The sequence below is a fragment of the Lentzea sp. NPDC004789 genome (genome assembly GCF_053601075.1).
In genome coordinates, this window is the sequence record NZ_JBSGBE010000001.1 from 723,765 (window position 1) to 748,378 (window position 24,614).

Consider the following 24,614-nt stretch of genomic DNA (forward strand, 5'->3'; position numbering starts at 1 on the left):
CGTTCAGGTTACGTCGCCCTCCTCGTCACCGGTGTTCGGCCGCCCCTCGAAGCGCGTGGACAGCACCACGGTCGTGCGCGTGCGGGCCACGCCGGGGATGCGCCGCAACCGCCCCAGAGAGCGCTCCAGATCGTCCACGGTGGCCACCCGGACCTTGACGATGAACGACTCGTCGCCCGCCACCCGGTAGCAGGACTCGACCTCGATGAGCTCGCTCAACGCGTCCGCGACCTCGTTGTCGTCCGCGATGTCCGTGGGATGGATGCCGATCAGCGCCGTGACGCCCAGACCGACCGCGCTCGGGTCGACGACCGCGTGGTAGCCCACGATGACGCCGCTGGACTCGAGCTTGCCGACGCGTTCGTGCACGGCGGAGGCGGACAGGCCGACCTGCCTGCCGAGCTCGGCGTACGTGGCCCGGCCGTTGGCGCGCAGTGCGGCGATGATCTGGCGATCAAGAGCATCCACCCGCGTAACCCTATGCCCCACGCGTGCACTCACGTTGTCCCGGTCACATGTCCGGTTCGCCCCGGTCGTCCCTTACTACCTCTTTACCAAAAAACAAGCGTTCGAGTACCTGATGGGTCAGATGCCACGATCAGACCGGAACGTCTGATCTGAGGAGGACGAGTGACTGCAGCCACCGAGCGGCTCTTGACGCCTGGGGAAGTCGCCAATCTGTTCCGGGTCGACCCGAAGACCGTGACCCGATGGGCCACCGCCGGTCGCATCGGTTCGATTCGCACGCCAGGAGGACATCGCAGGTTCCGTGAGACCGAGGTGAAGGCTCTGCTTTCGGAGCTGACGACCGAGGCGACTGAACCCGTCCGCCACTGAAACCGTAGTTACCCCTGTGCCGCGGGTAATCTCGTGGCAAAGGGAGGTGGCGACCAGATGATCTACCTGCTGGCGGTGATCGGCGCGCTCACCGTGGCTGTGCTGGTGTGGCGAGCCTTCGCCCCACAGCATTCGGAGTACACCCCGGGCCGCAAAGTGATCGCACCCGACGACGACCCGGAGTTCCTGCGCAAGCTCGACGAGCGGCGCAAGCGCGGCGAGTGACGGAAGAAGGGGCCCTGGCCTCAGGGCCCCTTTCCTCACGTGAGCAGCGCGAACACCCCGGCTAGGAGTTGGGGAACTCGTCCGCGACGACCGCGCCGAGTTCCAGCAACGCGAGCCGGGTCTCCGGCGCGAGCCGGTCCAGCGCGATCTCCGCGCCTTCTTCGAGGTGCTCGTCGAACGGCAGCCGCACCACCGCGCGGCACCGCTGCTGGAAGTGCGCGGCGAGCTTGTCGAGGTCGACCTTGCCCGACTTCGGGCGCACCGAGTTGATCACGCACACGGACTTCGCGACCAGGTCGCGGTAGCCGTGCGCCTCCAGCCAGTCCAGCGTCGCCGCGGACGTCTGCGCGCCGTCGACCGAGCCGGACGACACCAGCACCAGCTGGTCCGCCTCGTCCAGCACGCCCTTCATCGCTGAGTGCATCAGGCCGGTGCCGCAGTCGGTGAGCACGATGTTGTAGAAGTGCTCCAGCAACGCCACGGTGCGGCGGTAGTCGTCCTCGCTGAACGCCTCCGACACGGCCGGGTCCTGCTCGGACGCCAGGACCTCCAGGCGGGCCGGCGACTGCGAGGTGTACGCGCGCACGTCGCTGTACTTGGTGATCCGCGGGGCGTCGCGCAGCAGGTGCCGCACGGTCGCCGTGGTCTCCCGCGGGATCTTCAACGCCAGCGTGCCGCGGTCGGGGTTCGCGTCGACCGCGATCACTCGGTCACCGCGCAGCGACGAGAACGTCGAGCCCAGCGTGGTCGTGGTCGTGGTCTTGCCGACACCGCCCTTGAGGGACAGCATCGCGATCTTGTAGCACCCGCGCAGCGGCTGGTTGATCCGCGCGATCAGCTCACGGCGCCGGACGTCGGCCGGGCTCTCGCCGAGGTTGACCACGCCACCGGTGACCGCGTGCAGCGACTTGCGCCAGCCGGAGGCAGGCGGCCGCTTCTCCTTCTTGATCAGCTGCTGCGACGACACTTCCTGCGCCTGCGAGCGGTACGGCTGCTGCGGGAAGTTGTTCGGGTACTGAGAACCGGCGAACTGGCCGTACTGGGCCGTGCTCTGGGGCGTGTTGTGCGGTCCGGACTGACCACCGCCGACCGAGTAAGCACCCGATTGGCCGCCGCCCACCTGGTACGGCCCCGAGCCGTCGACCGAGTACGCGCCGGACTGCGAACCGGGCAGCTGGTAGGGGCCGGAAGCGTGCCCGGGCACCTGGTACGGGCCGGACTGGGGACCGTTCACGTTGTACGGGCCTGATTGGCCGCCGCTCACGTGCTGCGGACCGGACTGCTGCGGGTCGAGGTAGGCCGCCGCTTGCGGGTCGACGTGCTGCGGGCCGGAGCCCTGTTCCTCACCCGGTGGTTGCCAATTCACCGCTGTGGCCCTCCCTGAGCAAGGAGGATCGAGCCTTCCCCGACCCCCAGGTTGCGACGGTACGCAACCGACGCCGGTTCCATCGACCTGGGGGCTAACTCGTTAGAGACCCGCGTAGGAATGCAACCCGCTAGTGACCAAGTTGATGAAGAACAGGTTGAAGACGTTCAGCGCGAAGCCCACGACGTTGATCCAAGCGGCCCCACGACCACGCCAACCAGCCGTCGCGCGCGCGTGCAGATACGCCGCGTAGACCACCCACGAGACGAACGCCACCGTCTCCTTGGGGTCCCAGCCCCAGAACCGGCCCCAGGCGGCCTCCGCCCAGATCGCGCCGCAGATGATGCCCGCGGTGAACAGCGGGAACGCCAGCACGGTCGTCCGGTACGACATGCGGTCGAGCACGTCGGCGGACGGCAGCTTGGGGAAGCGGTCCGCGTTGGTGTCCTTGAGCAGGTAGAGCATCGACGTCACACCGGGGATCAGCAGCACGCCGGACGAGATCGAGATCACCGAGACGTGGATCACCAGCCAGTACGACCGCAGCGCCGGCTGGACGGGCGCGGACTTGGCGTACAGGACGGTGCCGCCGAGGAACAGCAGGATCAGGATCGGCGTGAGCACGAACGCGCCGAGGCGGCGGATCGGGAACTTCGACATCAGCACGATCCACGTCACCACCGCGGCGAGGCACAGCAGCGACATGTACTCGTACATGTTGCCCCAGGGCGCGCGCCCGGCGGACAGTCCGCGCATGACGAGCGAGCTCAGGTGCAGCAACGCGCCGAGCACCGTCAGCGCGGCGCCCATGCGGCCGATCCGCTCAGGCTTCGACAGCTCGCTCCGCGGCTCTTCCGTCAGCAGACCCGGCACCGGGGCACCGGCCCCGACCAGCGCTTCGGCGGCGGCCTTGCGCGGGGCACGGGCGAAGGCCTGCTCCACCGCGTACAGCATGATCGCGAAGAGGTAGACGCCCAGCGCGCTGCGGTACAGCCAGTCGCTGAAGGTCGCGAGCGTCTCGTTGACCGGCATCAGGACTTCTCCCTGTCACTTTCCGCACTGCTCAGCACCGCACGGGCGAGCCGCGTGAACTCCTCGCCGTATCCCGCCTGGTCGGTGCGGGCCAGGCCACCGACCTCGACCAACGTACGCCCGTCGTCCTGACCGGTCGCACGCACCCACACCCGCCGGCGCTTGACGGTGAGCGAGACCCCCAGGCCCAGGATGATCAGGATGGCGAACACCAGCACGTACCCCTGGGTGGGGTCGTGCGAGACCTGCAACGACACCCAGTCGCTCACGGCGTCGAAGCGCACCTTGGTGCCGTCGTCGAGCGTCAGCTCCTCGCCCAGCGCGAGGTTCTTGCGCGCGACCTTCTGCAATCGACCCTGCTCGACCATCTTCTGATCGATCGAGAAGATCGACTGACCGCGGCCGTCGTCCACGCCCAAGTCGCCGCGGTACACGTCGACGGCGACCATCGGGTTGTTCAGCGCGGGGAACTTCGAGCTCAGGATGCTGCCGTGCAGCAACGGTGTCGGCGCCAGCAGGCCGGTCACCGCGATCTGGCCCTTGCGGCGCTGCTCCGAGTCCGTCACGCCCGGCGGGTCGAACTTGGTCGCGCCCTCCGAGGCGAGCGTCAGCTGGTCGGTCGGCAGCCACTGGATGCCCTGCGTGCGCTTCTCGCCGTTCGGGAACGTCACCGTGAACGTCGGCGTGTAGCCGTGGCCGAGCAGGTAGAGCCGGTCGCCGTCGGTCCGCAACGGGTGGTTGACCTGCAGGTTGAAGGGCCGCCAGGTGTTGGTGTCGAGATCGGCGCCCGACTGGTAGCGGATGTCGGCCCGGTAGCCGACGGGCTGGCCGTTGTCGAGGTAGTCGGCCGTGAACTTGCCGATCTCGACGCAGAACGGCGTGAGGTCCGTGCCGTCGACGCGCAGCCCCGGCCGGAACTGGTCGTAGTTGAAGATGCCGCCGTTGCAGAACTGGCCGCCGTTGGCCTGGACGATGACCTGGCCCTCGTAGCTGAACATCTTGCCCAGCGCGAACGACACCAGCAGCCCGAGCAACGCGAAGTGGAAGACCAGGTTGCCGGTCTCGCGCAGGTAGCCGCGCTCGGCGCTGACCGTGCCGTCGCCGGTGTCCATCCGCCAGCCGCGCATGGCCTTCTCCGCCCGCCCGACCGCCTCTTCCGGCGTCACGTCGAGCACGGCCTGCGCGTGGTGCGGCAGCCGCGACAGGTTGCGCGGCGTCAGCACCGGCCGCGCGCGCATCTGCTTGAAGTACTCCCACGTGCGCGGCAGCAGGCAGCCCACGAGCGAGGTGAACAGCATCAGGTAGATCGCGGCGAACCACGGCGTCGCGTAGACCTCGAAGAACCCGAGCTTGCGCAGCAGCTCGCCCCACCAGCCGTGCTGGGCGACGTACTCGTCGACCTTGGCCGCGTTCAACGACAGCTGCGGCAGCAGCGCGCCCGGCATGGCCGCCAGCGCGAGCAGGAACAGCAGGGTCAGCGCGGTCCTCATCGAGGTGAGCCCGCGCCACGTGTTGCGGAGGAAGGCGATCACTAGAGCGGCAACTCCACGACGTCGACGAACGAGTAGCGCAGCCACCCGACGAACTCGGCCCACAGCCCGGTGACCAGCGCGATCCCGACACCGATCAGCAGCACGCCACCGAAGATCTGCACCTGCCGCGCGTGCGAGCGCAGCCACTTGGTCACGCCCAGCGCCCACCGCGCGCCGAGCGCGAGCACCACGAACGGCAACCCGAGCCCCAGGCAGTAGGCGAGCACCAGCACGGCCGCGCGCGCCGTGGACGACCCGATCTCCGTGCTGCGCGCGACCGCCAGCACCCCGGCGAGCGTCGGCCCGAGACACGGCGTCCACCCGAGCGCGAACACCGCCCCGAGCAACGGCGCCCCGACCAGCCCGGCCTTCGGCTTGGTGTGGAACCGGACGTCCTTCTGCAGCGCGGGAACGAGCCCGATGAACACGAGTCCCATCAGGATCGTGACGACGCCGCCGATGCGCTGGAACAGATCAGCGTTGAGCAGCAACGCGTCCGAGGCCCCGAGGATGGTCATCGAGGCCAGGACGAAGACCACCGTGAACCCGAGCACGAACAGCAGCGAGGCCCCGGCCACGCGCCACCGCCCCCGCTTGGCGGGTTCGTTCGCCTCGACCCGGGGCGCCTCGGCCCCCACCAGCCCGGCCAGGTAGGCCAGATAGCCGGGCACCAGCGGAACCACGCACGGTGAGGCGAAGGAGATGAAACCAGCGAGCAGAGCAACCCCGGTGGCCAGCAACAACGGCCCGGAGATCGCCAGATCGGTGGGGTTCACACACCTCAGAGTAGGTAGTTGCCCACATCACGCGCCCACCGGTGTCACCTTTTGCGTCCGCCACACCTCCTCCGAAGTACCGACCATTGCCGCCTTGTGGGTGATCAGGCGCTTGCTTAGCGTCAGCGCATGCAACGTTCCCGGCTGATCCTCCCTGCGCTCACCGTGACCACGCTGGCCCTGTTCGCGCAGGTACCGACCGGTGGCGCGGCCCCGGCGATGGAGTGGCGCGAGGTCTTCAACGAAGACGGCTCCATCACCCAGGCGCTCACCCCGAAAGCACCAGCCGAAAGAAGAACAACCGGCCTGAGATCCCTGGCCGCCGCCAATGTCACCCAGATCGCGGGCGACGACCGCCCCTCCTCCGAACGCTTCGACCTCGTCTTCGTGGGCGACGGCTACACCGCGAACGACCTCGAGACCTACGCCGCCAACGTCCAGAGCAAGTGGGACGAACTCTCCGCCGTGGAACCCTTCCGCGAGTACAAGTACCTCTTCAAGGTTTGGCGAGTGGACGTCGTCTCCAACCAGTCCGGTGTGGACCACGACCCGACCATGGGCATCCTCAAGGACACCGCGCTGGACATGGGATTCTGGTGCCAGGGCCGTGACCCCAACACCGAACGCCTTCTCTGCGTGGACGAGACCAAGGCCAAGACCTACGCCGCCCTGGCCCCGGAAGCCGACCAGGTGATCGCCCTCGGCAACACCTCGAAGTACGGCGGCGCAGGCGGCTCGGTGGCCACCGCAGCGGGCTCCAACGCCCAGTCGGGCCAAATCGCGGTCCACGAACTCGGACACTCCATCGGCGGCCTCGCCGACGAGTACGAATACCCGTACGCCACCTACACCGGCGCCGAACCGCGAGAAATCAACGTCACCGCAGACCCGACCGGCGCCAAATGGGGCTCCTACCTGGGCCAGGACTCACCGGACGGCGGCGTGATCGCCCCGGTGGAAGGCGCCCGCTACTACAAGAACGGCCTGTACCGCCCGACCGGCAACTCGATCATGCGCACGCTGGGCAGGGAGTACAACCTGATCGGCAGGGACGCCATGATCAAGGCCTTCAAGGCGAAGGTCCAGCCCCCAGCCACAGCAGCCACCCCGCCCGCCGCCACCCCGCCCGCCGCCGCTCACTGACCCGCACGCGGGGACCTTCCGTGCGCCAGGAGAGTACGAAAGCTCCCCGCGTGGCTCTAGAAGCACCCGTGTGGGTTACTCCTTGGCGAGGTCGTCCAGCACCGGCTGGACGTCGGAAGCCAGCACCGGCACCAGGAAGACCGCGGCCACCTTGTGGTTCTTGTCGACCACGAAGGTGGAAGGCACGACGTTGGCCGGAACCCCCTTGAACACGTTCACAAAGCTACGAGAAGAAGCGTCATAAATGGACGGATAAGTAAGAGACCGATCCTTCATGAAGTCCCGAGGATGGTCCTTCTCCGTCTCCTTGACGTCAACCCCGAGCACCTGATGCCCAGCAGCGAACAGCTTCTGCATCTCGGGAGCCTCGGTCCGGCAGGGCCCGCACCAGGCCCCCCAGATGTTGATCACCACGGGCTTGCCGGCGTAGTCGGACAGCCGAACGGTCTTGCCGTCCTCCATGAGGGACTCCCCTTCGAGCCCCGTCAGCGGCTTGCGATCAGCCCCGGAGTACCGGATCTTGACCTGCCCACCCGGCGCCACGAGGTAGAAGTCCCCGCCACCGACCTGAGTGGCGTCCTTCCCGACCGAACACCCGGAAACGAGCAACAGCAGAACCAGGAAACGCTTCATGCCCCGGTCACCCGAGGATTGGTCGCACCGACCGGCTCCGAGTAAGCGATCCGCACCAACTGCTCACCCTCGAAGATCAACGACGTCAAGGAGGCGAGCGAGCACTCCCGGCGACGAGGGTCGTGCCACATCCGCTTGCCCTCCAGGAACCGGCGGACGGTCCAGATGGGCAGCTGGTGCGAGACGCAGACCGCCTCGTGCCCCTCGGCCTCGGACCTGGCCTTCTGCACGGCGCCGAGCATCCGGTGGGCGATGTCGATGTAGGGCTCGCCCCACGACGGCTTGAACGGGTTGACGAGCTTGCCCCAGTGCTGAGGGGAGCGCAGCGCGCCGTCGCCGACCGCCACCTTCAGGCCCTCGAACTGGTTGTCGGCCTCGATCAGCCGCTCGTCGGTGGCGAGCTCCAGCCGGTGCGAGTCGGCGATCGGTGCCGCGGTCTGCTGGGCGCGTTCCAACGGCGAGGCGACCACGTGCACGATGTCGTGGTCCGCGAGGTGCTCGGCGACGGTCAGGGCCTGCTTCTGGCCGCGCTCGGACAGCCGGAAGCCGGGGATGCGGCCGTACAGGATACCGGTCGGGTTGTGCACCTCACCGTGGCGGAGCAGGTGGACGACGGTGCGGGTCACTGGCGGGCCTCCTTGGCGGCGCGGGCCGCGTGCGGCAGCGCGTCGGCGATCACGGCGAACTCCTCTTCCCCCATGGCGGCGTTGACGAACCACGCCTCGTAGGCCGAGGGCGGCGCGTAGACGCCTCGTTCCAGCAGAGCGTGGAAGAACGGCGGGAAGCGCCACGTCTCGGACGCCTGCGCGCCCGCGTAGTCCTTCACCTCGGCAGCACCGAAGAACACGCTCACCAGGTTCCCGGCGAACTGCACGCGGTGCTCGACGCCGGCCTCGGTGAGGGCGGCGGTGAACAGCGCGCCCAGCCTGGAAGCGTTGCGGTCCAACGCCGTGTAGACCTCGTCGTCGGCCGCGCGCAGGGTCGCGAGGCCCGCGGCCACCGCGACGGGGTTACCGGACAGCGTGCCCGCCTGGTACACCGGGCCGGACGGCGCGAGCCGGGCCATCACGTCCGCGCGGCCGCCGAACGCCGCCGCGGGCAGGCCACCCGACATGACCTTGCCGAACGTGTAGAGGTCGCCGCGCACGCGCTCCAGGCCGAACCAACCGGCCCGCGAGACGCGAAAGCCGGTCATGACCTCATCCATGATCAGCAACGCGCCGGAGGCATCGCAGATCTCGCGCAGTGCGGCGTTGAAGTCCGGACCGGGCGCGACGGCGCCCATGTTGCCCGCCGCGGCCTCGGTGATGACGCAGGCGATCTCGTCGGGGTTCTCCGCGAACGCCTTCCGCACGGCCTCGATGTCGTTGTACGGCAGCACGAGCGTGTCGGCGGCCTGCGCGCCCGTGACGCCGGGCGAGGTCGGCAGGCCCAGGGTCGCGACGCCGGAGCCCGCCTGCGCCAGGAGCGCGTCGACGTGGCCGTGGTAGCAGCCGGCGAACTTGATGATCTTGCGGCGCTCGGTGAAGCCGCGCGCGAGGCGGATCGCGCTCATCGTGGCCTCGGTGCCCGAGTTGACCAGGCGGACCTGGCGGACCGGCTCGACCCGGTCGACCAGCTCGGCGGCGAGCTCGATCTCACCCTCGGTCGGCGTGCCGAACGACAGTCCCGACGCGGCCGCCTTCTGCACCGCCTCCACAACGGACGGATGGGCGTGCCCGAGGATCATCGGCCCCCACGAGGCCACCAGGTCGACGTACCGGTTGCCGTCCGCGTCCCACAGGTGCGGGCCCTCGCCGCGCACCATGAAGCGCGGGGTGCCGCCGACGGAGTGGAACGCCCGCACCGGAGAGTTGACCCCGCCGGGGGTCAGCGTCGACGCGCGCTCGAACAGGGCCTGGGATCGACTCGCAGTCACGTACCCCAGTCTCACACGTCGGCTTCGACGGCTTTCTGCGGCCGGGTGCGCAGGGCCAGCACGACCTGCCGCACCGCGTCGAGCGCGAGGATCACGGCCAGCGTGAGCGCGCCGGCCGACGTGCCGATCCAGTTGCCGTGGTAGCGCGTGGAGATGAACGGCTCGTGGCCTTCGAGGAGCGGGTAGGCGAGCTTGACCACACCGCGGTTCCAGCACCACACGGCGAGCCACGCCAGCAGGACGATCGCGACGACCTCGCCCGCGGCGATGAGCCACCGCTTGGGCTGGTGCAGGCTCGCACCGGCGGGTGGCGCCGTCTCGGACTCCTCCACCGCGGTCTCCGGCTCAGTCACGGCCTCTGTCACGTTGCTCACCCTCTCACGACCCGGCGCAGAGCGGCGAGCAAGGCTTCCGGATCGCGTGCCCACGCCAGCACCACGGTGCCGTCGAGCAGGCGCAGCGGCACCGCCGTCGTCCCCTTCGGCACCGACCACCCACCACCGAGCACCCGCGCGCCCGTCGGCGCCCCGACGTCCCGGCAGGCCTCGATCATCGCCACCGGCAGCTTCTCCCGCCCGAACACGGCCTCCTCGGCCGTGAGCGCGACGCTGCCGGTCTTGACCCTGCCGTACACCCACAGGACCGCGCCGAGCGTCAGCCCGAGCCCCACGATCGTCCACAGGCCCGCGGACGCCGGTCCGGTGGTGAGCTCGACCAGGTAGCCCGCGACCGCGAACGCCGGTCCCCACAGAAGCGGCCACCAGCTGCTGCCGGACTCCCGGTACAGCACTACCGCACGAACTCGTTAGAGGCGGGCAGGAACTGCAGCACCACGGCCGCGACGATCAGCCCCATCACGACGATGCTGATCGTCACCGCCGGCTGCCACACCTGCGCCGCCAACGCGATCAGCAGGACCGCGATCATCGTGAGGAACCCGAGCACGCCGAGGATCGTGAGCAGGATCCGCGCCCAGTTCTGGCCGTTGCGCAGCACGATCGCGAACGCCACGTACGGCGCGGCGGCCACGAGCATCCCGAAACCGAACATCAGCGCCATGGCCTGCACGCCGAACTCACTGGCCTTGCGGTCCTCCGCGCTGACGATCGAGCCGTCGAGGTTGAGGAAGTAGTCGGTGTTGCTCAGCAACATCACCGGGATCACCGCGACGGAGAGCACCGCGCCGGCGATCCAGATCCACATCGCGGCGGTGATCGTGGCCGGCCGCGCCGGCGCCAGCTCCTGCAGCAGCGCGGGCGCGAGCGGTGCCATCGCGAAGCTCGCCTGACCGACGTGGCTCACCTGGTACTGCCCCGTCGCCGGGTACGCCGGGTAGGCGCCCGCGGGGTTCTGCCACTGCACGTTCTGGTCCGGGCTCGCCCACGGGTCCTGCGGCGGGTTCTGCGCCGGATTCTGCGCCGGATTCTGGGGATCTGTCACTGCTCACGCACCTCCGCCAACCACTGTGCCGCAGCCGGCTGCCACGTGAAGATCACCGCGGCGCAGATGAGCAGCAGGGTGACCAGGTTGGCCGCGCTGATGCCGACGACCAGCAACCACAGCATGTGCCCGATCGCGACGAACGACAGCGAGATCCGCGCCCAGGCCCTGCGCCGCAGGAACGTGCGGGTGAGCCAGGCGTAGAGCACGGAGAAGAGCACCGCGATGACGGTGAGCGCCACCAGGAACGTCGTCACCTCACCGGACGCCCTGCCGCTCAACCGCTCGATCTCGCCGCGCTGGAACCACAGGCCGATGGCGGTGAACAACACGAACACCGCGATCGCGAACCACAACCCGGCCGCGATCCGGACCTGCTTCGGAGCGTCGTTCACGACGTCTGCTCGTGCTCGGCCAGGTAGTCGCTCGACTGGCGGAAGTAGAACAGCACCAGGCCCGCGATGGCGATCAGCGCGGCCACCACGCCGAGCGTGTTCGTGATCATCTGGAAGAACAGGCCGATCGGCAGCGCGATCGTCAGGCCGGTGCGGCTCTTGCGCAGACCGGCCTTCACCTTGCCCGCGAACCAGATGCCGAGCGCGGCGAGCACGACCGTCACGACGAGCGAGACGACCAGCAGGCCGTTGACCGTCGAGGCGACCATGTCCGGCGTGATCTTCGGGTCCTTGTTGCCCTGCACGGCCGCGTCGACCAGCTGCTGTTTGTTGAGCAGCACGTACAGCGCGGCCAGCACGCCGAGGGCGGAACCGGCCACGACGAGCCAGTAGCCCGCGGTGATCGTGCGCGGAGTGCCAGGAGTGCCCGATTCCTCAGGAGACGTCACGGTCGGAACTTAGGACCGCGGGATGTCGCTGTCCACCGTGACGCGCGTCCTGAAATGCGACGACACCCGGTACATCAGCACGATCGCCGTGCTTTCCAGCACCAGCGTGACGAACGTGACGGCGAGATCGACCGGCCGCATCTCCACGCCGAACCGCGCCGCGATGCCGCTGCCGAACAGCACGAGGCGGAACAGTCCGAACCCGACGGACGCGGCACCGAGCACCGTCAGCACGACCCTGGCCCAGTTGCGGCCGCGCGCCATCGTGTTCGCCAGCCGCGTGTACAGCACCAGAACCGCGATCGCGATCAGCAGTCCGAACAGGATTCCACCGTTCACGCCCGCGTCGATCTGGTCCTGGCCGAGCGCCGGGTTCTGCCGGCGCGCCTCCGCCACCAGCATCTCGCGGTCGAAGAGCTCCGCGACGAACCGCGCCATGCCGACGCACGCGCTGGTGATCCACAACCAGCGCGCGACGTTGATCAGCTTCGGAACAGCGGTGGTGGTTACCGGTCGAGCCACCGCGCCGCTTCCACGGCCCAATAGGTGAGCACGATGTCCGCGCCGGCCCGCCGGATGGACGTGAGCGACTCCAGGATCGAGCGCTCGCGGTCGATCCAGCCGTTCTGGGCGGCGGCCTCGATCATCGCGTACTCGCCGGAGATCTGGTACGCCGCAACGGGAACGTCCGAGACCTCGGCGACCGAGCGCAGCACGTCCAGGTACAGCAGCGCCGGCTTGACCATGACCATGTCCGCGCCCTCGGCGAGGTCCAGCTGCACCTCCCGCAGAGCCTCACGGCCGTTCGCGGAGTCCTGCTGGTAGGTCTTGCGGTCGCCGGAGAGCTGCGACTCGACGGCGTCGCGGAACGGGCCGTAGAACGCGGAGGCGTACTTGACCGAGTAGGCGAGGATGCCGGTGTCCTGCAGGCCCGCCTCGTCCAGCGCGTTGCGGATGAAGCCGATCTGACCGTCCATCATGCCGCTGGGGCCGACCACGTGAGCACCGGCGCGCGCCTGGGCCACGGCCATCTCGCCGTAGACCTCCAACGTCGCGTCGTTGTCCACGGTGCCGTCAGCGGCGAGCACACCGCAGTGGCCGTGGTCGGTGAACTCGTCGAGGCAGCAGTCCGACATCAGCACGGTGCTGTCGCCCAGCTCGGCGCGGAGGTCGCCCAGCGCGGCGTTGAGGATGCCGTCCGGGTCGGTCGCACCGGAACCGACGGCGTCGCGCTCGGCGGGGACGCCGAACAGCATGATGCCGCCGACACCGGCCTGCACGGCCTCGACCGCGGCCTTGCGCAGCGACTCACGGGTGTGCTGCAGGACGCCGGGCATGCTCGCGATCTCCGCGGGCTCGGCCAGGCCTTCCTTGACGAACATCGGCAGCACGAGCTGCCTCGGGCGCACCTCGGTCTCGCTGACCAGGCGGCGCATGGCGGGCGTCGTGCGCAGACGCCTCGGCCGGTGAAGTGGGTACACGGCGGACTCCCTGTCGCGAGAGAGTCGAAGGGGCCACTCAAAGGATCTTGAGTGGCCCCGACGGCTTCACTGAATTCTAGCTGCGGCGCAGACGCTTGGTCTTGCGCGGAGGAGGCAGCGCTCCCTCGGCGCGCAACCGGGCTGCGTGTGCGGCCAGCGCGTCGACCAGCGCGGGCACGTTCGCCTCCTCGGGCTGCACGTCGACCCGGAGGCCGAACTCCCGCGCCGTCTCGGCGGTCTGCGGGCCGATGCACGCGACGAGCGTGCGGGCGTGCGGCTTGCCCGCGATGCCGACCAGGTTCCGCACGGTCGACGACGAGGTGAAGCACACCGCGTCGAAGCCACCGGACTTGATCATCTCGCGGGTGTCGGCGGGCGGCGGGGCCGCACGCACGGTGCGGTACGCCGTCACGTCGTCGATCTCCCAGCCACGCTCGCGCAGGCCCGCGGCCAGCGTCTCGGTGGCGATGTCGGCCCGCGGCAGCAGCACGCGGTCGACCGGGTCCAGGATGTCGTCGTAGGGCGGGAAGTCGTTCAGCAGGCCCTCGGACGACTGCTCACCGGACGGCACGAGCTCGGGGATGATGCCGAACGAGCGGACCTTCGCGGCCGTGGCCTCGCCGACGCAGGCGATCTTCACGCCGGAGAACGCGCGGGCGTCCAGGCCGAACTCGCGGAACTTCTCCCACACCGCGCGGACGGCGTTGGTCGAGGTGAAGACGACCCACTGGTAGCGGCCGTCGACCAGGCCCTTGACCGAGCGCTCCATCTGCGCGGGGCTGCGCGGCGGCTCGACCGAGATGGTCGGCACCTCGACGGCGATCGCGCCGTGCGAGTGCAGCCGCTCGCTCATCGCGCCGGCCTGCTCCTTGGTCCGCGGGACCAGCACGCGCCAGCCGTACAGCGCCCGCGACTCCCACCAGGAGAGCTTCGAGCGCGCCGCGGCGGCGGCACCGACCGTGACGACCAGCGGGCCGTTCAGGTCACCGGCGTCCGCGGCGACGGACGCCAGCGTGGTGTCGATGGTGCGCTGCTGGAAGCCGGTGCCCTCGGCGGTCACGGCGACCGGCGTCTGCGGCGCGAGACCGTTCTCGACCAGGTTCGACGCGGCCTCGGCGAGGTGCGAGCCGGTCGCGTGCAGCACGAGCGTGCCGGGCGAGGCGGCGAGGCCGGCCCAGTCGCTGACCGTGCGCACGTCGACCTCGGTGTGCACGCCACCGAGCGCGACACCCGCGTAGGCCGGGACGGCGGTACCCGACGGCACGCCGGGGACGACGTCGAACGGGATCGTCGACTTCGCGACGGCCTGCGCTTCCTTCACGACCGAGTCGAGGGTCAGCGGGTCACCCGCGACGAGGCGAACGACGGTCGCGCCGTTGCGGGCCTCGTTCACCAGGTCCTTGGCCACGTCGGCGGACTCGCCGACAGCGGGGCGGACCTCGACTCCCTCGGCCACGGTCGCGAGGACGTCCGACGGGACGTCCGGGTCGGTCACCACGAGTTCGGCCCTGGTGAGCAAGTCGTGGGCCCGGACCGTGAGCAGCCCGGTGTCGCCTGGGCCGGAGCCCACGAAGGCGATGCGTCCGGGGGTCTTGCGTGCGCGGGTCATCAGGGCACTCCCCATCGATTACGCCTCTGGGCCGCTGAGAACCGCGGCCCCGAGGTCGAGCAACTCGGCGGCCAGCGCCCGGCCGAGTCCCTCAGCTTCGGTCAAGTCACCGGTGGCGGACGCGCGGAGGAGATCGTTCTCCGGCGTCGCTGCGACCCCGCGCAGGGAAAGTCGGTACACGACCTTGCCCTCGTCGTCGAGGTCTTCCACCACATCGGCCAGCGCGCCGACCGGCGCGCTGCAGCCCGCCTCGAGCGCGGCCAGCATGGCGCGCTCGGCGGTCACAGCGGCCCGGCTGGCCGAATCGTCCAAAGTGGACTGGATCAGGTGCTCGGCATCGACGTCGTCGATCCGGCACTCGACTGCCAACGCGCCCTGTGCGGGCGCGGGAAGCATCTGGATGGGCTCCAGCGTCTCGGTGATCTCGTCCGCGCGACCGAGACGCGCGATGCCGGCACGGGCCAGCACCACGGCGTCGAGCTCGCCGCTGCGGACCTTGCCGATGCGGGTGTCCACGTTGCCGCGCAGCGGAACGATGTTCAGCCCGAGGCCGAGCGCCTCCAGCTGGGCCGCGCGACGCGGGGAGCCGGTGCCCACAGTGGACCCCGGGAGCAGCTCGCCGAGCGTGAGACCGTCGCGCGCCACGAGAGCGTCGCGCGGGTCTTCGCGCTGGGGCACCGCCGCGAGCACCAGACGCGGGTCCGGCGCGGTGGGGAGGTCCTTGTAGGAGTGGACGGCGACGTCGATCTCACCGCCGGCGAGCGCGTCCCGCAGAGCGGACGTGAACACGCCGATGCCGATCTGGGCGATGGGCGCGTCGGAGAGGTCGCCCGGCGTCTTGATGACGACGATCTCGACCTGCGCTCCGGCAGCCTTCAGCGCCTCGGCGACGGTCCCCGTCTGGGCGAGCGCCAGCGCGCTGCCACGGGTACCGATCCGTAGGGTGCGGGTCACCGCGTTTCACCATCCACAGGAGCTTGCTTGGTCTGACTGACGACCCCAGGAGCCTGCGGGTCCAGTCCGAACAGTTCGCGGAGAGCCTCCGCGTAGCCGGTACCACCAGGCGAGGAGGCGAGCTCCTTCACCCTGACGGTCGGCGTGTGCAGGAGCTTGTCTACAACGCGGCGCACCGTCTTGGCCAATTCACCGCGTGTCGCGGCGTCCAGTTCGGGAAGTCGCGAATCAAGGCGGAGCAGCTCGGCGTCGACCACCTCGGCGGCCCGCTTGCGCAGCGCCGTGACGGTCGGGGTGACCTCGGCGGAGCGCTGGGTCGCGAGGTAGCTCTTGACCTCGTCGGCGACCAGCTGGGCGGCCATCCGCGCGTCCTGGCCGGCCGGGGCGTCCGAGAGACGCCGCTGCAGCGTTTCCAGGTCCACCACACGAACGTTCGGCAGTTCCGCGGCGGCCGGGTCGACGTCCTTGGGCAGGCCGAGGTCGCACACGACGAGCGGCCGGGTGCGAGCGGTGATCATGTCCGCCCGGACGACCGTGTCGACCGATCCGGTGCACGCGAAGACGATGTCCGCGAGATCGAGTTCGACGGGCAGCGCGGTGAGGTCGACGGCCGTCGCCGGGACGCCCTCCGCCTTCAGCGACGTGGCCAAACGCACACCGTTGGCCTGCGTCCGGTTGGCGATGACGACCTCGCCGATGCCCGCCCTGCGCAGGTGCGCGGCGGCCAGGCCGCCCATGGCGCCCGCGCCGACGAGCAGCGCGCGCTTGCCGACGAGCGTGCCCAGCGCGGCCTCGGCGTCACCGAGCGCCTCGGACACGACCGACGCGCCCGCGTGGTCGATGCCGGTCTCGCTGTGCACGCGCTTGCCGACGCGCAGCGCGTTCTGGGTGAGCTCGTGGACGGTCTTGCCGACGGTGCCCGCCTCGTCCGCCGCCGCGTACGCACCGCGCAGCTGGCCGAGGATCTGGGACTCGCCGACGACCATCGAGTCGAGGCCCGCCGCGACGGAGAACAGGTGCTCCACGGCTGCGGCGGCATAATGCACGTAAAAGTGCTCGTAGAGCGACTGCGGATCGACCTGGGCGTGCTGCGCGAGCACGTCGACGACCTCGGACATGCCGCCGTGGAACGACTCGACGACGGCGTAGACCTCGACCCGGTTGCAGGTCGACAGGACCATCGCCTCGGAGACGCTGGCGGCGGCGAGCAACTGGCCGAGGACCTTGGGCAGGTCCGGCTCGGCCACGGTGACGCGTTCCAGGACCGGGACTGGGGCGGTGCGGTGCGACAGACCGACTACGAGCACGCTCATGCACTCACCACGTCTGCCGGAGCCGTCTGGCTCACGCTCACGGGCGAATCACCATCCCGTCCACACCGAGTCCGTTGTTGCCGACCGAGACGCCGCCCGCGTTGTGGACAGCCTCGTCCGCACGTCGAGCGACGTGGAACGACAGGATCTGCATCTCGACCGCCAAGTCAACCTTGCGCACCTCGACGTTGTCTGGAACCTGAAGGACAACTGGTGCAAAGTTCAGAATGCACTGGACGCCCGCAGATACCAAACGGTCGCAAACCGACTGAGCGGCGGGCGGCGGCGTCGCGATGACGCCGATCGAGACCTCTCGTTCCAGGCAGACGGCGGTGATGTCGTCGATGTGGCTGACGGGAATGCCCCCAACAGGCACTCCGATGAGATCGGCGTCGACGTCGAAGAGAGCGGTGACCGGAAACCCGCGGCCGGGGAAGCCGCCGTAGTTGGCCAGAGCGTGACCAAGGTTACCGATGCCGACGACCGCGACGGAGTGGTTGCGGGTGAGGCCGAGGATGCGCTCGATGTGGCTGACGAGGACCTCGACGTCGTAGCCGACGCCCCTCGTGCCGTAGCTCCCGATGTAGCTGAGGTCCTTGCGGAGCTTCGCCGCGTTGACGCCCGCGGCCTGGCTCAGCTCCTCGCTGGAGACGGCCGTGACGCCCTGGTCGGCCATGCCGGACAGCACGCGGAGGTACACGGCGAGCCTGGCCACCGCCGCCTCGGGGATCGCGCGGGCGCGCTCCCTGTCGGCAGGCTCCAGAGGGGTGGCGGTCGTCTCACCTTCGCCCCGCTGTGATGCCACGCTCTCCGACCTCCGGGTGTGCTTCACCGCAGGGACCCCGCGGCTTTGGTGATACCCACACCGTACCGCTTGTGAACGCATGCACAAAGTCGGCGGAAGAGCGGTCGCGCACCGGCGACAGCGCTGGTCACAGGGCGTGACCAGCGCTGAATCGCTTCATGATCACTACGGGGTGAGCACCTTGCCGATCACGAACACGGTGGCGTTCTTGGTCGGGATGTTGCCGCACAGCACCGGCGCGCCGTTCACCGTGAGGTTGTCACCGGATCCCGCGATGGTCAGGTCGCCTCCGCTCAGCGTCTTGACCGTCTTCGCAGCTTGCAGTCCCTTCGCGTCGTAACGCATCGGCACGACGTGGTACTGCAGGATCGGCGTGAGGGCGGCCGGGTTGCCGGCCAGCTCCTGGAACTTCGCGTCGCCGAGCGCGGCGAAGGCGGGATCGGCCGGCGCGAACACGGTGATCGCCTGCTGCGAGTTCAGCGTGTCGGCGAGGCCGGCCGCCTTGACCGCCGCCACCAGCTTGGTGAGCAGCGGGTTGTTGCTCGCCGCCGTGGCCACCGGGTCCTCCGCCATGCCCTGCAGCGAGCCCTTGCCGTCCTGCGGCACGCCCGCGCAGCCCGGACCGAAGACGTCGCCGGTCTTGGTCATGCCCGTGGCGGTGGTGGTCGTGGTGGTGGCCGGGGTGTTCGTCATCGTGCTGGGCCGGTCCATGCCGCTGCACGCGGTCAGACCCGCAATTGCGAACGCGAACACACCTGCGAGGGTCTTTCGCACTTTCGATCACTCCCTGAATGTTCTTCCGACCTGTCTGCCTGAACATTCGGAGTGAATTCGGATTCGGTTCTACTGGACGGTGAAGGAAATCGAGTGCCAGCCCGTGGCGCCGTCCGGAATGGGGTCCAGCCGCGCCTGATCCTGGGTGTAGCCGGTTTTGTCGGTCGCCCGGCACTCGACCGTGTGACTGCCCGGCTTCAGGTCGAGTTCGAGGCGCCACATCCGCCACGTGCTGTCGCTGACGTCCGCGCCCAGCTCGGCTTCCTGCCAGGCACCGCCGTCCACCCTCACCTCGACCTTGGCCACGCCCTTCGGCTGGGCCCACGCCGTGCCGGCGACCGCGGTCTTCCCCGTGACTTTGCTCAGGCCTCTCGGGCGGTCGATTCGCGACATCGTTTTGACCGGCGCCCTGGCGGCCCATCCACGTGGAATCCAGTAGCCCTGTTCCTTGGCGAACGTGGTGACGTTCAGGTCGGTGACCCATTTGGTCGCCGAGACGTAGCCGTACAGACCTGGGACGACCAACCTCGCCGGAAATCCGTGTTCCGCCGGAAGCGGTTCACCGTTCATGCCGATGGCGATCAGGCCGCGTTCCAGGACGTAGTCCAGCGGGCTGCCCGCGGTGAAGCCGTCGTCGCTGGTGCTGAAGAGCTGGTCGGCACCTGCTTTCACGCCGGCTTCCCGCAGCACGTCGCCGATCCTGATGCCGATGAAGTTCGCGTTGCTGATGTACGGACCTCCGACCTCGTTGGAGACGCAGGTCAGGGTGACGGTCTCCTCGATCAGGTCGCGTTTGCGGATCTCGTCGAACGTGAGGACCATCGGCCGCTCGACCATGCCGTGGACCCGCAGCGCCCACTCCTCCGCGCGGATCCGGGGGACGCTCAGCGCGGTGTCGATCCGGTAGAAGTCCTTGCCGCTGGTGATGAAGCTCGGGGTGCCGTCCTTGACGAAGTCGGCGTTGACCGGGACGTCCGGGGCCTTGGTCTTGGGGGTGAGGTCACCGATGGCCTGCCTGGAGCCCTCCACGTCGGTCCGGCTGCCCAGGAGCTGGCCCGCCACGCCCGCCGCCACCGCCAGTCCCGCGGTGATCAGGAAGTTGCGCCTGGTTTCGTCGGGTTCGGTCTCCTTGTGCAGGTGGCGGAACACGAGGACGCCGGCGGCGAGGCTGGCGAGCGGGGCGAGGACGCTGAGCTGGCCCACATCCGGCCTGGTCAGGACGGCTGCCAGGCCCACCAGGCCCAGTATTACCGCGATCACCGTGCCGGGGGTTGGGGTGTTTCGGCTGGCCAGGCCTGCGGCTACGCCGGTGGCTGCCAGGACGATCGCCATGCCGGTCAGGAGGGCGAGTTTGTCGTTGGTGCCGAAGGTGATGACGGCGAAGTCCTTCAGCCAGGGCGGGGTCAGGTCGATCGCCGCGTTGCCCACGGCCAGGTACGGGGAGGCGGACAGGCCCACGAAGGCTGCTACCAGGTGGCCTGCGGCCAGGGCGGCGAGGATCGCCAGCAGTCCGGTTGTGGCGGCCTTGGTGGGCTTCATGGTTCTTATTCGACACCTGGTCGGTGTTGGTTCGCCTGAGCTGTAAGGGCTCGGTAATGCCGGGCTACTTCAAGCGGCGCCGGTACGCCAGGGTGGCCGCCACCGCGCCTGCCAGGGCGCCTGCGCCCAGGACCGACGGGACTCCGATCTTGGCCGCCTTGCGGCCGGTGCGGAAGTCGCGGATCTCCCAGCCCTTGCGGCGGGAGATCTCGCGCAGCTGCGAGTCCGGGTTCACGGCGACGGCGGTGCCCACGACCGAGAGCATCGGGACGTCGTTCGAGGAGTCCGAGTAGGCGGTGCAGCGGCGCAGGTCCAGGCCTTCCTTGGCGGCCAGGGCGCGGACGGCCTGGGCCTTGGCCTTGCCGTGCAGGAGGTCGCCCACCAGGCGGCCCGTGTAGACGCCGTCGACCGATTCGGAGACGGTGCCGAGGGCGCCGGTGAGGCCCAGGCGGCGGGCGATGATCTGGGCCAGTTCGACCGGGGTGGCGGTGACGAGCCAGACGCGTTGACCTGCGTCGAGGTGCATTTGGGCCAGGGCCTGGGTGCCCTTCCAGATGCGGTCGGCCATCAGTTCGTCGTAGATCTCCTCGCCGAGGGAGACGAGTTCGGCGACGCTGCGGCCCGCCACGAAGGAGAGGGCCTGCTCGCGGCTGGCCTTCACGGAGGCCGGGTCCTCGCGGCCGCCTACGCGGAACTTCAGCTGTTGCCAGACGAAGCCCGCGAGGTCGGAGGAGGAGAAGTACTTGCGCGCGGCGAGGCCTCGGGCGAAGTGGAAGATCGAGGCGCCCATCATCATCGTGTTGTCCACGTCGAAGAAGGCGGCCGCGGTCAGGTCTGTGGGCACGGCGAGGGAGGCTTCGAGCTCCGGGGCCGCTGCGGCGGCCTGGACCGCCGCCTCTGCCGATGCCTCGCCGGCTAGCTCGGCCAGCCGGTCGCTCTCCAGATCACGCTTGCCTGCCATGTCCCAAGCCTAGCGATCAGGTTCGGCGGAAAGCCCCCGACTCAGCCGAAGCTGATGCCGGGGAGCAGCGGGAGCGAGATGCTGGGCAGCGGGAGGGGCAGCGGGATGGTGATTCCCGGCTTGCCCGAGGTCGGCGGGAGCGTGCTTCCCGGCGGGGACGACGGTGTGGTCGAGGTGCCCGGCAGCAGCGACTGCGAGGGCTGCGTCGACGGGGACGCCGAACCGGACGGGACGGGTGCGGTCGAGGGGGTCGGCTGCACCGAGGGCTGGTTGCGGCCCGTGGACGCGTTCGGGTCGGTGGAGGCGCAGTCGGCCTTCGACGGGAGTGGGCCCAGGGAGTCGGTGGCGCCGCTGACGACGGACGGGCAACCCGCCCTGGCCGCCAGGTCGTGGGCTCGCTGGGCGATGCTCGCGAGCAGCCACATCGTCGTGTCGGCGTGGGTGCCCGCCTCGCCGGGCAGGCGGGGGCGCAGGGTGCCGAGCTTCACGTACTGGCTCAGGGCCCAATCGCTCAGCGCCGGCAGGGCCTTCTCATCGGACGACGTGGCGTAGGTGGTGAGCTGGCGGGCGCCTTCCACCGCGTCGGCGTTCAGGTCGTTCAGGGCCGTGAGCTGGGCGGACTCCGCCGAGGAGCGATCGGCCAGGGTCTCCATCTCGGTGACCCTGGAGGCGGCGAACTCCAGGTGCTTGAGGGCGCGCGACTCGTCGTCGAACGTCAGGCCCAGTGAGGCGCCTTCGGCGGTGCGCTTGACGCCGTAGAGCGGGTCTCCCGGGAGCGCGTCACGGCTGAGCAGCACGCTCATGCCGCCCAGCGACATCAGCAGGCACAGGACGGCGGCCGCTGCGACTGCTAACCGTGCGCGCGCTCCCACGCGTCTTACCGACGAGAGGACCAGCGGCTTCTCGGGCGGGGGCGCGGTGAGGATGCGCTGTTTCATGCGCGCGCGGGTCTCGGCGTCCGGGCCCACGTCCATGGACCGGAGCATCTCGACGATCGCCAGGTCGTCAGCGAGATCGGAGTCCCGGCCGACCGGCTGGGGACCGCCTTCCACCGCACGGGCGAATCGCTCGTGCTCCGTGTGCCGCCACCGCGGTGTGCTTCCCTTACCGTCCATCTCAGCCCGAGTAACGAAGTTGATCTGCTTTGGGTTACGCGCCTGCGATCGTGATCACCGCAACCACGACGGGAGGATCTGCGCGAGCCGTCGGACGGCCCGGTGTTGCAGCGCCTTCACGGCGCCCTCGTTGCGGTCCATGAGCTGGGCGACCTCGGACACCGACTTGCCCTCGATGAACCTCAGCACGATGCACTCCCGCTGGTCGTCTCCCAACTGAGAAACGCAGCGGAGCAGCTCCGCGTTGGTCGCCTCGGTCATCACCTCCTGCTCGGGACCGCCGGTCTCCTCGCGGTTGTCCTGGAGCTCCGCCGTCGTGACCTCCAGCCGGTAGCGGCTCGACTTCACGTGGTCGAAGACGATGTTGCGGGCGATCGTGACGAACCACGCCCCCACGTCACGCCCTTGGTAACTGACCGAACCGATGCTGCGCAGCGCGCGCAAGAACGTCTCGCTGGTCACGTCCTCGGCGAACGCGCGATCTCCGCCCACCCGGAAGAGGACATAGCGAAACACCATGTCGACGTACTTGTCGTACAGCACGCCGAACGCATCGGTGTCACCCTCCTGGGCGGCCTTGACGAGCTGCCACGGCTCGTCGCCTGCGTCGTCGTGCTGACCTCCCGTCATGGTCCGGGTGGTCCTGATCGTGTTCGGTCGTGCCCGCGCGGTCATCGGCTGGCGGCACCTCCACAGAGTCGCCGTGGCGGCAGCATACGTCTTGTTACTCCGTAGTAGGTAGCTGACGGGGTTGCGATGTGGAGACGCGCGAACCACGGCTTCATGACGCTCGTCACGCGTGGAAGACTGCTCGAAGCGTTCAGTTGTTCATGAGGAGGCCATGTTGACTTCCGCTCGCAATGTCGCAGATCTGGTCCGTGCTTCGGCACAGCGGGGGCCAAGCCACGTCGCGCTGGTCGACGTCGCGAGCGGTGTGAGCCTCACCTGGGAAACCATCGACGGCGCGGTCGACGCTTTCGCCCGCCGTTTGGCCGATTCCGGGCTCGAACCGGGCGACCGAGTGGCGGTACGGCTGCCCACGAGCCCCGAGTTCGTCGTCGCGGTCTTCGGAATTCTGCGCGCCGGCGGGGTCGTGGTGCCCACCGGTCCCGGCAACCCGTCGCGTGAGCTGCAGCGCATCCTGGCCGACTCCGGCGCCGGGCTCCTGGTCGGCGACGGCGAGGGCGCCGACGCCACCGTGCTCGAACTCCCGGACGTCAACGCGACCGCCGAGCCGTTCGAGGCCGTGCGCGGCGGCGAGGACATCGCCGTGCTCGGCTACACCTCGGGCACGTCCGGCGTGCCGCGCGGCGCGATGCTGTCGCACCGCGCGCTGCTCGCGAACGTCGCGCAGTGCGCCTCGCTGCGGCCCGCGCCGGTGACCGCGGGCGACCGGGTGCTGCTCGCGCTGCCGTTGTTCCACGTCTACGGCCTCGGTCCCGGGTTGTTGCAGGTCGCGGGCGCGGGCGCCACGGCGGTCCTGCTGGAGCGGTTCGACGCGGCCGGGGCGTTGGACGTCATCGAGCAGCACCGGGTGACCACGATGGTCGGCGTGCCGCCCATGTACCGGGCGCTGCTGGCGAACCCGATCGAGGTGCTGCGCGAGAAGCTGGCCACGGTGCGACTCTTCACGAGCGGCGCGGCGCCGCTCCCGGCGGGGGTCATCGACGAGATGCGCACGGCCATCGGCATCCCCGTCTTCGAGGGCTACGGCCTGACCGAGACGGGCCCGGTGCTCACGTCGACGCTGGTCGGCGGCGTGCCGAAGAAGGGCTCGGTGGGCCGGGCGCTGCCGGGCGTGGAGATCCGCCTGGTCGACACGGACGGTTCGGTGCTCGACATCGACGAGGACGAGCCGGGCACGGGCCTGGTGTCCGCGAAGGGCGACAACCTCTTCAGCGGCTACTGGCCGGACGGCGCCCACGGCCCCGATTCCTCCGGGTGGTTCCGCACGGGCGATGTCGGCTACCTCGACGCCGACGGCGACCTGCACCTGGTCGACCGGGCGGGCGACCTGATCATCGTGAACGGCTTCAACGTCTACCCGCACGAGGTGGAGAAGGTCATCGGCGAGCTGCCGGACGTCGTGGAGGCCGCGGCCGTCGGCGTGCCGGACGAGAAGACCGGCGAGTCGGTGAAGGCCGTCGTCGTCCTGCGGGACGGCGCCTCGGTCTCGGCGGAGGACGTCGTGTCGCACTGCGCGACCAGGCTGGCGAAGTTCAAGGTGCCGACGTCGGTGGAGTTCGCCCCGGCACTGCCGCACTCGCCGACCGGCAAGCTCGCCCGCCGCGTCCTGCGCAAGCCGCTGGGAGCCTGA

General features: G+C 69.6%; 28 protein-coding genes. 4 read left to right on the forward strand and 24 right to left on the reverse strand.

Annotated features, from left to right (window positions below; genetic code table 11):
• Positions 1–3: 3 nt before the first annotated feature.
• Complete coding sequence (locus ACWEIJ_RS03575) at positions 4–468, reverse strand: Lrp/AsnC family transcriptional regulator (protein WP_449835587.1); 465 nt, start codon at positions 466–468, stop codon at positions 4–6.
• 162 nt (positions 469–630) lie between these two features.
• Here ACWEIJ_RS03575 and ACWEIJ_RS03580 point away from each other — a divergent pair, with 162 nt between their 5' ends.
• Together ACWEIJ_RS03580 and ACWEIJ_RS03585 are read left to right on the forward strand one after the other, a co-directional pair.
• A complete protein-coding gene (locus ACWEIJ_RS03580; RefSeq protein WP_030473853.1) occupies positions 631–837 on the forward strand; it encodes a BldC family transcriptional regulator in 207 nt (68 codons plus the stop codon).
• Positions 838–894: 57 nt separating this feature from the next.
• Positions 895–1,062: a hypothetical protein gene (locus ACWEIJ_RS03585; protein WP_355440968.1), complete on the forward strand. Its 168-nt coding sequence runs from the start codon at positions 895–897 to the stop codon at positions 1,060–1,062.
• Positions 1,063–1,123: 61 nt separating this feature from the next.
• On the opposite strand, the gene ACWEIJ_RS03590 is transcribed toward ACWEIJ_RS03585, so the two are convergent.
• The 4 genes from ACWEIJ_RS03590 to ACWEIJ_RS03605 form a co-directional block, all read right to left on the reverse strand.
• Positions 1,124–2,428 (reverse strand): MinD/ParA family ATP-binding protein, encoded by a 1,305-nt coding sequence (locus ACWEIJ_RS03590; RefSeq protein WP_449835588.1) that lies wholly within the window; start codon positions 2,426–2,428, stop codon positions 1,124–1,126.
• Positions 2,429–2,530: 102 nt separating this feature from the next.
• Positions 2,531–3,460: a c-type cytochrome biogenesis protein CcsB gene (gene ccsB, locus ACWEIJ_RS03595; protein WP_449835589.1), complete on the reverse strand. Its 930-nt coding sequence runs from the start codon at positions 3,458–3,460 to the stop codon at positions 2,531–2,533.
• Entirely contained in the window at positions 3,460–4,950 is a 1,491-nt protein-coding gene (gene resB / locus ACWEIJ_RS03600) for a cytochrome c biogenesis protein ResB (RefSeq protein ID WP_449835742.1), read from the reverse strand. Before resB ends, ccsB begins: the two co-directional genes overlap by 1 nt.
• A 41-nt stretch (positions 4,951–4,991) precedes the next feature.
• The gene (locus tag ACWEIJ_RS03605) at positions 4,992–5,768 is read right to left on the reverse strand and encodes a cytochrome c biogenesis CcdA family protein (protein ID WP_449835590.1); all 777 of its coding nucleotides are present in this window, start codon (positions 5,766–5,768) and stop codon (positions 4,992–4,994) included.
• A gap of 129 nt (positions 5,769–5,897) precedes the next feature.
• On the opposite strand from ACWEIJ_RS03605, the gene ACWEIJ_RS03610 reads away from it, so the two are divergent.
• Positions 5,898–6,911, forward strand: a complete 1,014-nt coding sequence (locus ACWEIJ_RS03610) for a M64 family metallopeptidase (RefSeq protein WP_449835591.1) — start codon at positions 5,898–5,900, stop codon at positions 6,909–6,911.
• 75 nt (positions 6,912–6,986) lie between these two features.
• Here the strand turns inward: ACWEIJ_RS03610 and ACWEIJ_RS03615 are convergent, their stop codons facing one another.
• The 19 genes from ACWEIJ_RS03615 to ACWEIJ_RS03705 all read right to left on the reverse strand — a co-directional run bounded on the left by ACWEIJ_RS03615 (position 6,987) and on the right by ACWEIJ_RS03705 (position 22,927).
• On the reverse strand, positions 6,987–7,544 hold the full coding sequence (locus ACWEIJ_RS03615) for a TlpA family protein disulfide reductase (protein ID WP_449835592.1): 558 nt from the start codon (positions 7,542–7,544) through the stop codon (positions 6,987–6,989).
• Complete coding sequence (locus ACWEIJ_RS03620; protein WP_449835593.1) at positions 7,541–8,170, reverse strand: histidine phosphatase family protein; 630 nt, start codon at positions 8,168–8,170, stop codon at positions 7,541–7,543. The genes ACWEIJ_RS03615 and ACWEIJ_RS03620 overlap by 4 nt, the downstream gene beginning before the upstream one ends.
• Positions 8,167–9,462 carry a glutamate-1-semialdehyde 2,1-aminomutase gene (gene hemL / locus ACWEIJ_RS03625; RefSeq protein WP_449835594.1) on the reverse strand — a complete coding sequence of 432 codons (1,296 nt, stop codon included), beginning with the start codon at positions 9,460–9,462 and terminating at the stop codon, positions 8,167–8,169. Before hemL ends, ACWEIJ_RS03620 begins: the two co-directional genes overlap by 4 nt.
• A gap of 11 nt (positions 9,463–9,473) precedes the next feature.
• On the reverse strand, positions 9,474–9,827 hold the full coding sequence (locus ACWEIJ_RS03630) for a hypothetical protein (protein ID WP_449835595.1): 354 nt from the start codon (positions 9,825–9,827) through the stop codon (positions 9,474–9,476).
• Between the two features lie 5 nt (positions 9,828–9,832).
• Positions 9,833–10,252: a hypothetical protein gene (locus tag ACWEIJ_RS03635; protein ID WP_449835596.1), complete on the reverse strand. Its 420-nt coding sequence runs from the start codon at positions 10,250–10,252 to the stop codon at positions 9,833–9,835.
• Entirely contained in the window at positions 10,252–10,902 is a 651-nt protein-coding gene (locus ACWEIJ_RS03640) for a hypothetical protein (RefSeq protein ID WP_449835597.1), read from the reverse strand. Before ACWEIJ_RS03640 ends, ACWEIJ_RS03635 begins: the two co-directional genes overlap by 1 nt.
• Positions 10,899–11,297, reverse strand: coding sequence for a hypothetical protein (locus ACWEIJ_RS03645; protein ID WP_449835598.1), 399 nt, complete (start codon positions 11,295–11,297; stop codon positions 10,899–10,901). The genes ACWEIJ_RS03640 and ACWEIJ_RS03645 overlap by 4 nt, the downstream gene beginning before the upstream one ends.
• Positions 11,294–11,746 (reverse strand): hypothetical protein, encoded by a 453-nt coding sequence (locus ACWEIJ_RS03650; protein ID WP_449835599.1) that lies wholly within the window; start codon positions 11,744–11,746, stop codon positions 11,294–11,296. Before ACWEIJ_RS03650 ends, ACWEIJ_RS03645 begins: the two co-directional genes overlap by 4 nt.
• 9 nt (positions 11,747–11,755) lie before the next feature.
• Positions 11,756–12,268: a hypothetical protein gene (locus tag ACWEIJ_RS03655; RefSeq protein ID WP_449835600.1), complete on the reverse strand. Its 513-nt coding sequence runs from the start codon at positions 12,266–12,268 to the stop codon at positions 11,756–11,758.
• Entirely contained in the window at positions 12,253–13,227 is a 975-nt protein-coding gene (gene hemB, locus ACWEIJ_RS03660) for a porphobilinogen synthase (RefSeq protein WP_449835601.1), read from the reverse strand. The genes ACWEIJ_RS03655 and hemB overlap by 16 nt, the downstream gene beginning before the upstream one ends.
• 76 nt (positions 13,228–13,303) lie before the next feature.
• Positions 13,304–14,836, reverse strand: coding sequence for a uroporphyrinogen-III synthase (locus tag ACWEIJ_RS03665; RefSeq protein WP_449835602.1), 1,533 nt, complete (start codon positions 14,834–14,836; stop codon positions 13,304–13,306).
• An 18-nt stretch (positions 14,837–14,854) separates the two neighbouring features.
• A complete protein-coding gene (gene hemC / locus ACWEIJ_RS03670; RefSeq protein WP_355440926.1) occupies positions 14,855–15,790 on the reverse strand; it encodes a hydroxymethylbilane synthase in 936 nt (311 codons plus the stop codon).
• Entirely contained in the window at positions 15,787–17,103 is a 1,317-nt protein-coding gene (locus ACWEIJ_RS03675; RefSeq protein ID WP_449835603.1) for a glutamyl-tRNA reductase, read from the reverse strand. The genes hemC and ACWEIJ_RS03675 overlap by 4 nt, the downstream gene beginning before the upstream one ends.
• Before the next feature lie 37 nt (positions 17,104–17,140).
• A complete protein-coding gene (locus ACWEIJ_RS03680; protein ID WP_449835743.1) occupies positions 17,141–17,866 on the reverse strand; it encodes a redox-sensing transcriptional repressor Rex in 726 nt (241 codons plus the stop codon).
• A gap of 207 nt (positions 17,867–18,073) precedes the next feature.
• Complete coding sequence (locus tag ACWEIJ_RS03685; protein ID WP_449835604.1) at positions 18,074–18,682, reverse strand: fasciclin domain-containing protein; 609 nt, start codon at positions 18,680–18,682, stop codon at positions 18,074–18,076.
• A gap of 69 nt (positions 18,683–18,751) precedes the next feature.
• Positions 18,752–20,221, reverse strand: coding sequence for a molybdopterin-dependent oxidoreductase (locus tag ACWEIJ_RS03690; RefSeq protein WP_449835605.1), 1,470 nt, complete (start codon positions 20,219–20,221; stop codon positions 18,752–18,754).
• Positions 20,222–20,285: 64 nt separating this feature from the next.
• The gene (locus ACWEIJ_RS03695; RefSeq protein WP_449835606.1) at positions 20,286–21,182 is read right to left on the reverse strand and encodes an HAD family hydrolase; all 897 of its coding nucleotides are present in this window, start codon (positions 21,180–21,182) and stop codon (positions 20,286–20,288) included.
• Between the two features lie 41 nt (positions 21,183–21,223).
• Positions 21,224–22,297 carry a DUF5667 domain-containing protein gene (locus ACWEIJ_RS03700; protein ID WP_449835607.1) on the reverse strand — a complete coding sequence of 358 codons (1,074 nt, stop codon included), beginning with the start codon at positions 22,295–22,297 and terminating at the stop codon, positions 21,224–21,226.
• Positions 22,298–22,351: 54 nt separating this feature from the next.
• On the reverse strand, positions 22,352–22,927 hold the full coding sequence (locus ACWEIJ_RS03705; protein ID WP_449835608.1) for a sigma-70 family RNA polymerase sigma factor: 576 nt from the start codon (positions 22,925–22,927) through the stop codon (positions 22,352–22,354).
• A gap of 211 nt (positions 22,928–23,138) precedes the next feature.
• Between ACWEIJ_RS03705 and ACWEIJ_RS03710 the strand changes: the two genes are divergently transcribed.
• Positions 23,139–24,614 (forward strand): AMP-binding protein, encoded by a 1,476-nt coding sequence (locus tag ACWEIJ_RS03710; RefSeq protein WP_449835609.1) that lies wholly within the window; start codon positions 23,139–23,141, stop codon positions 24,612–24,614.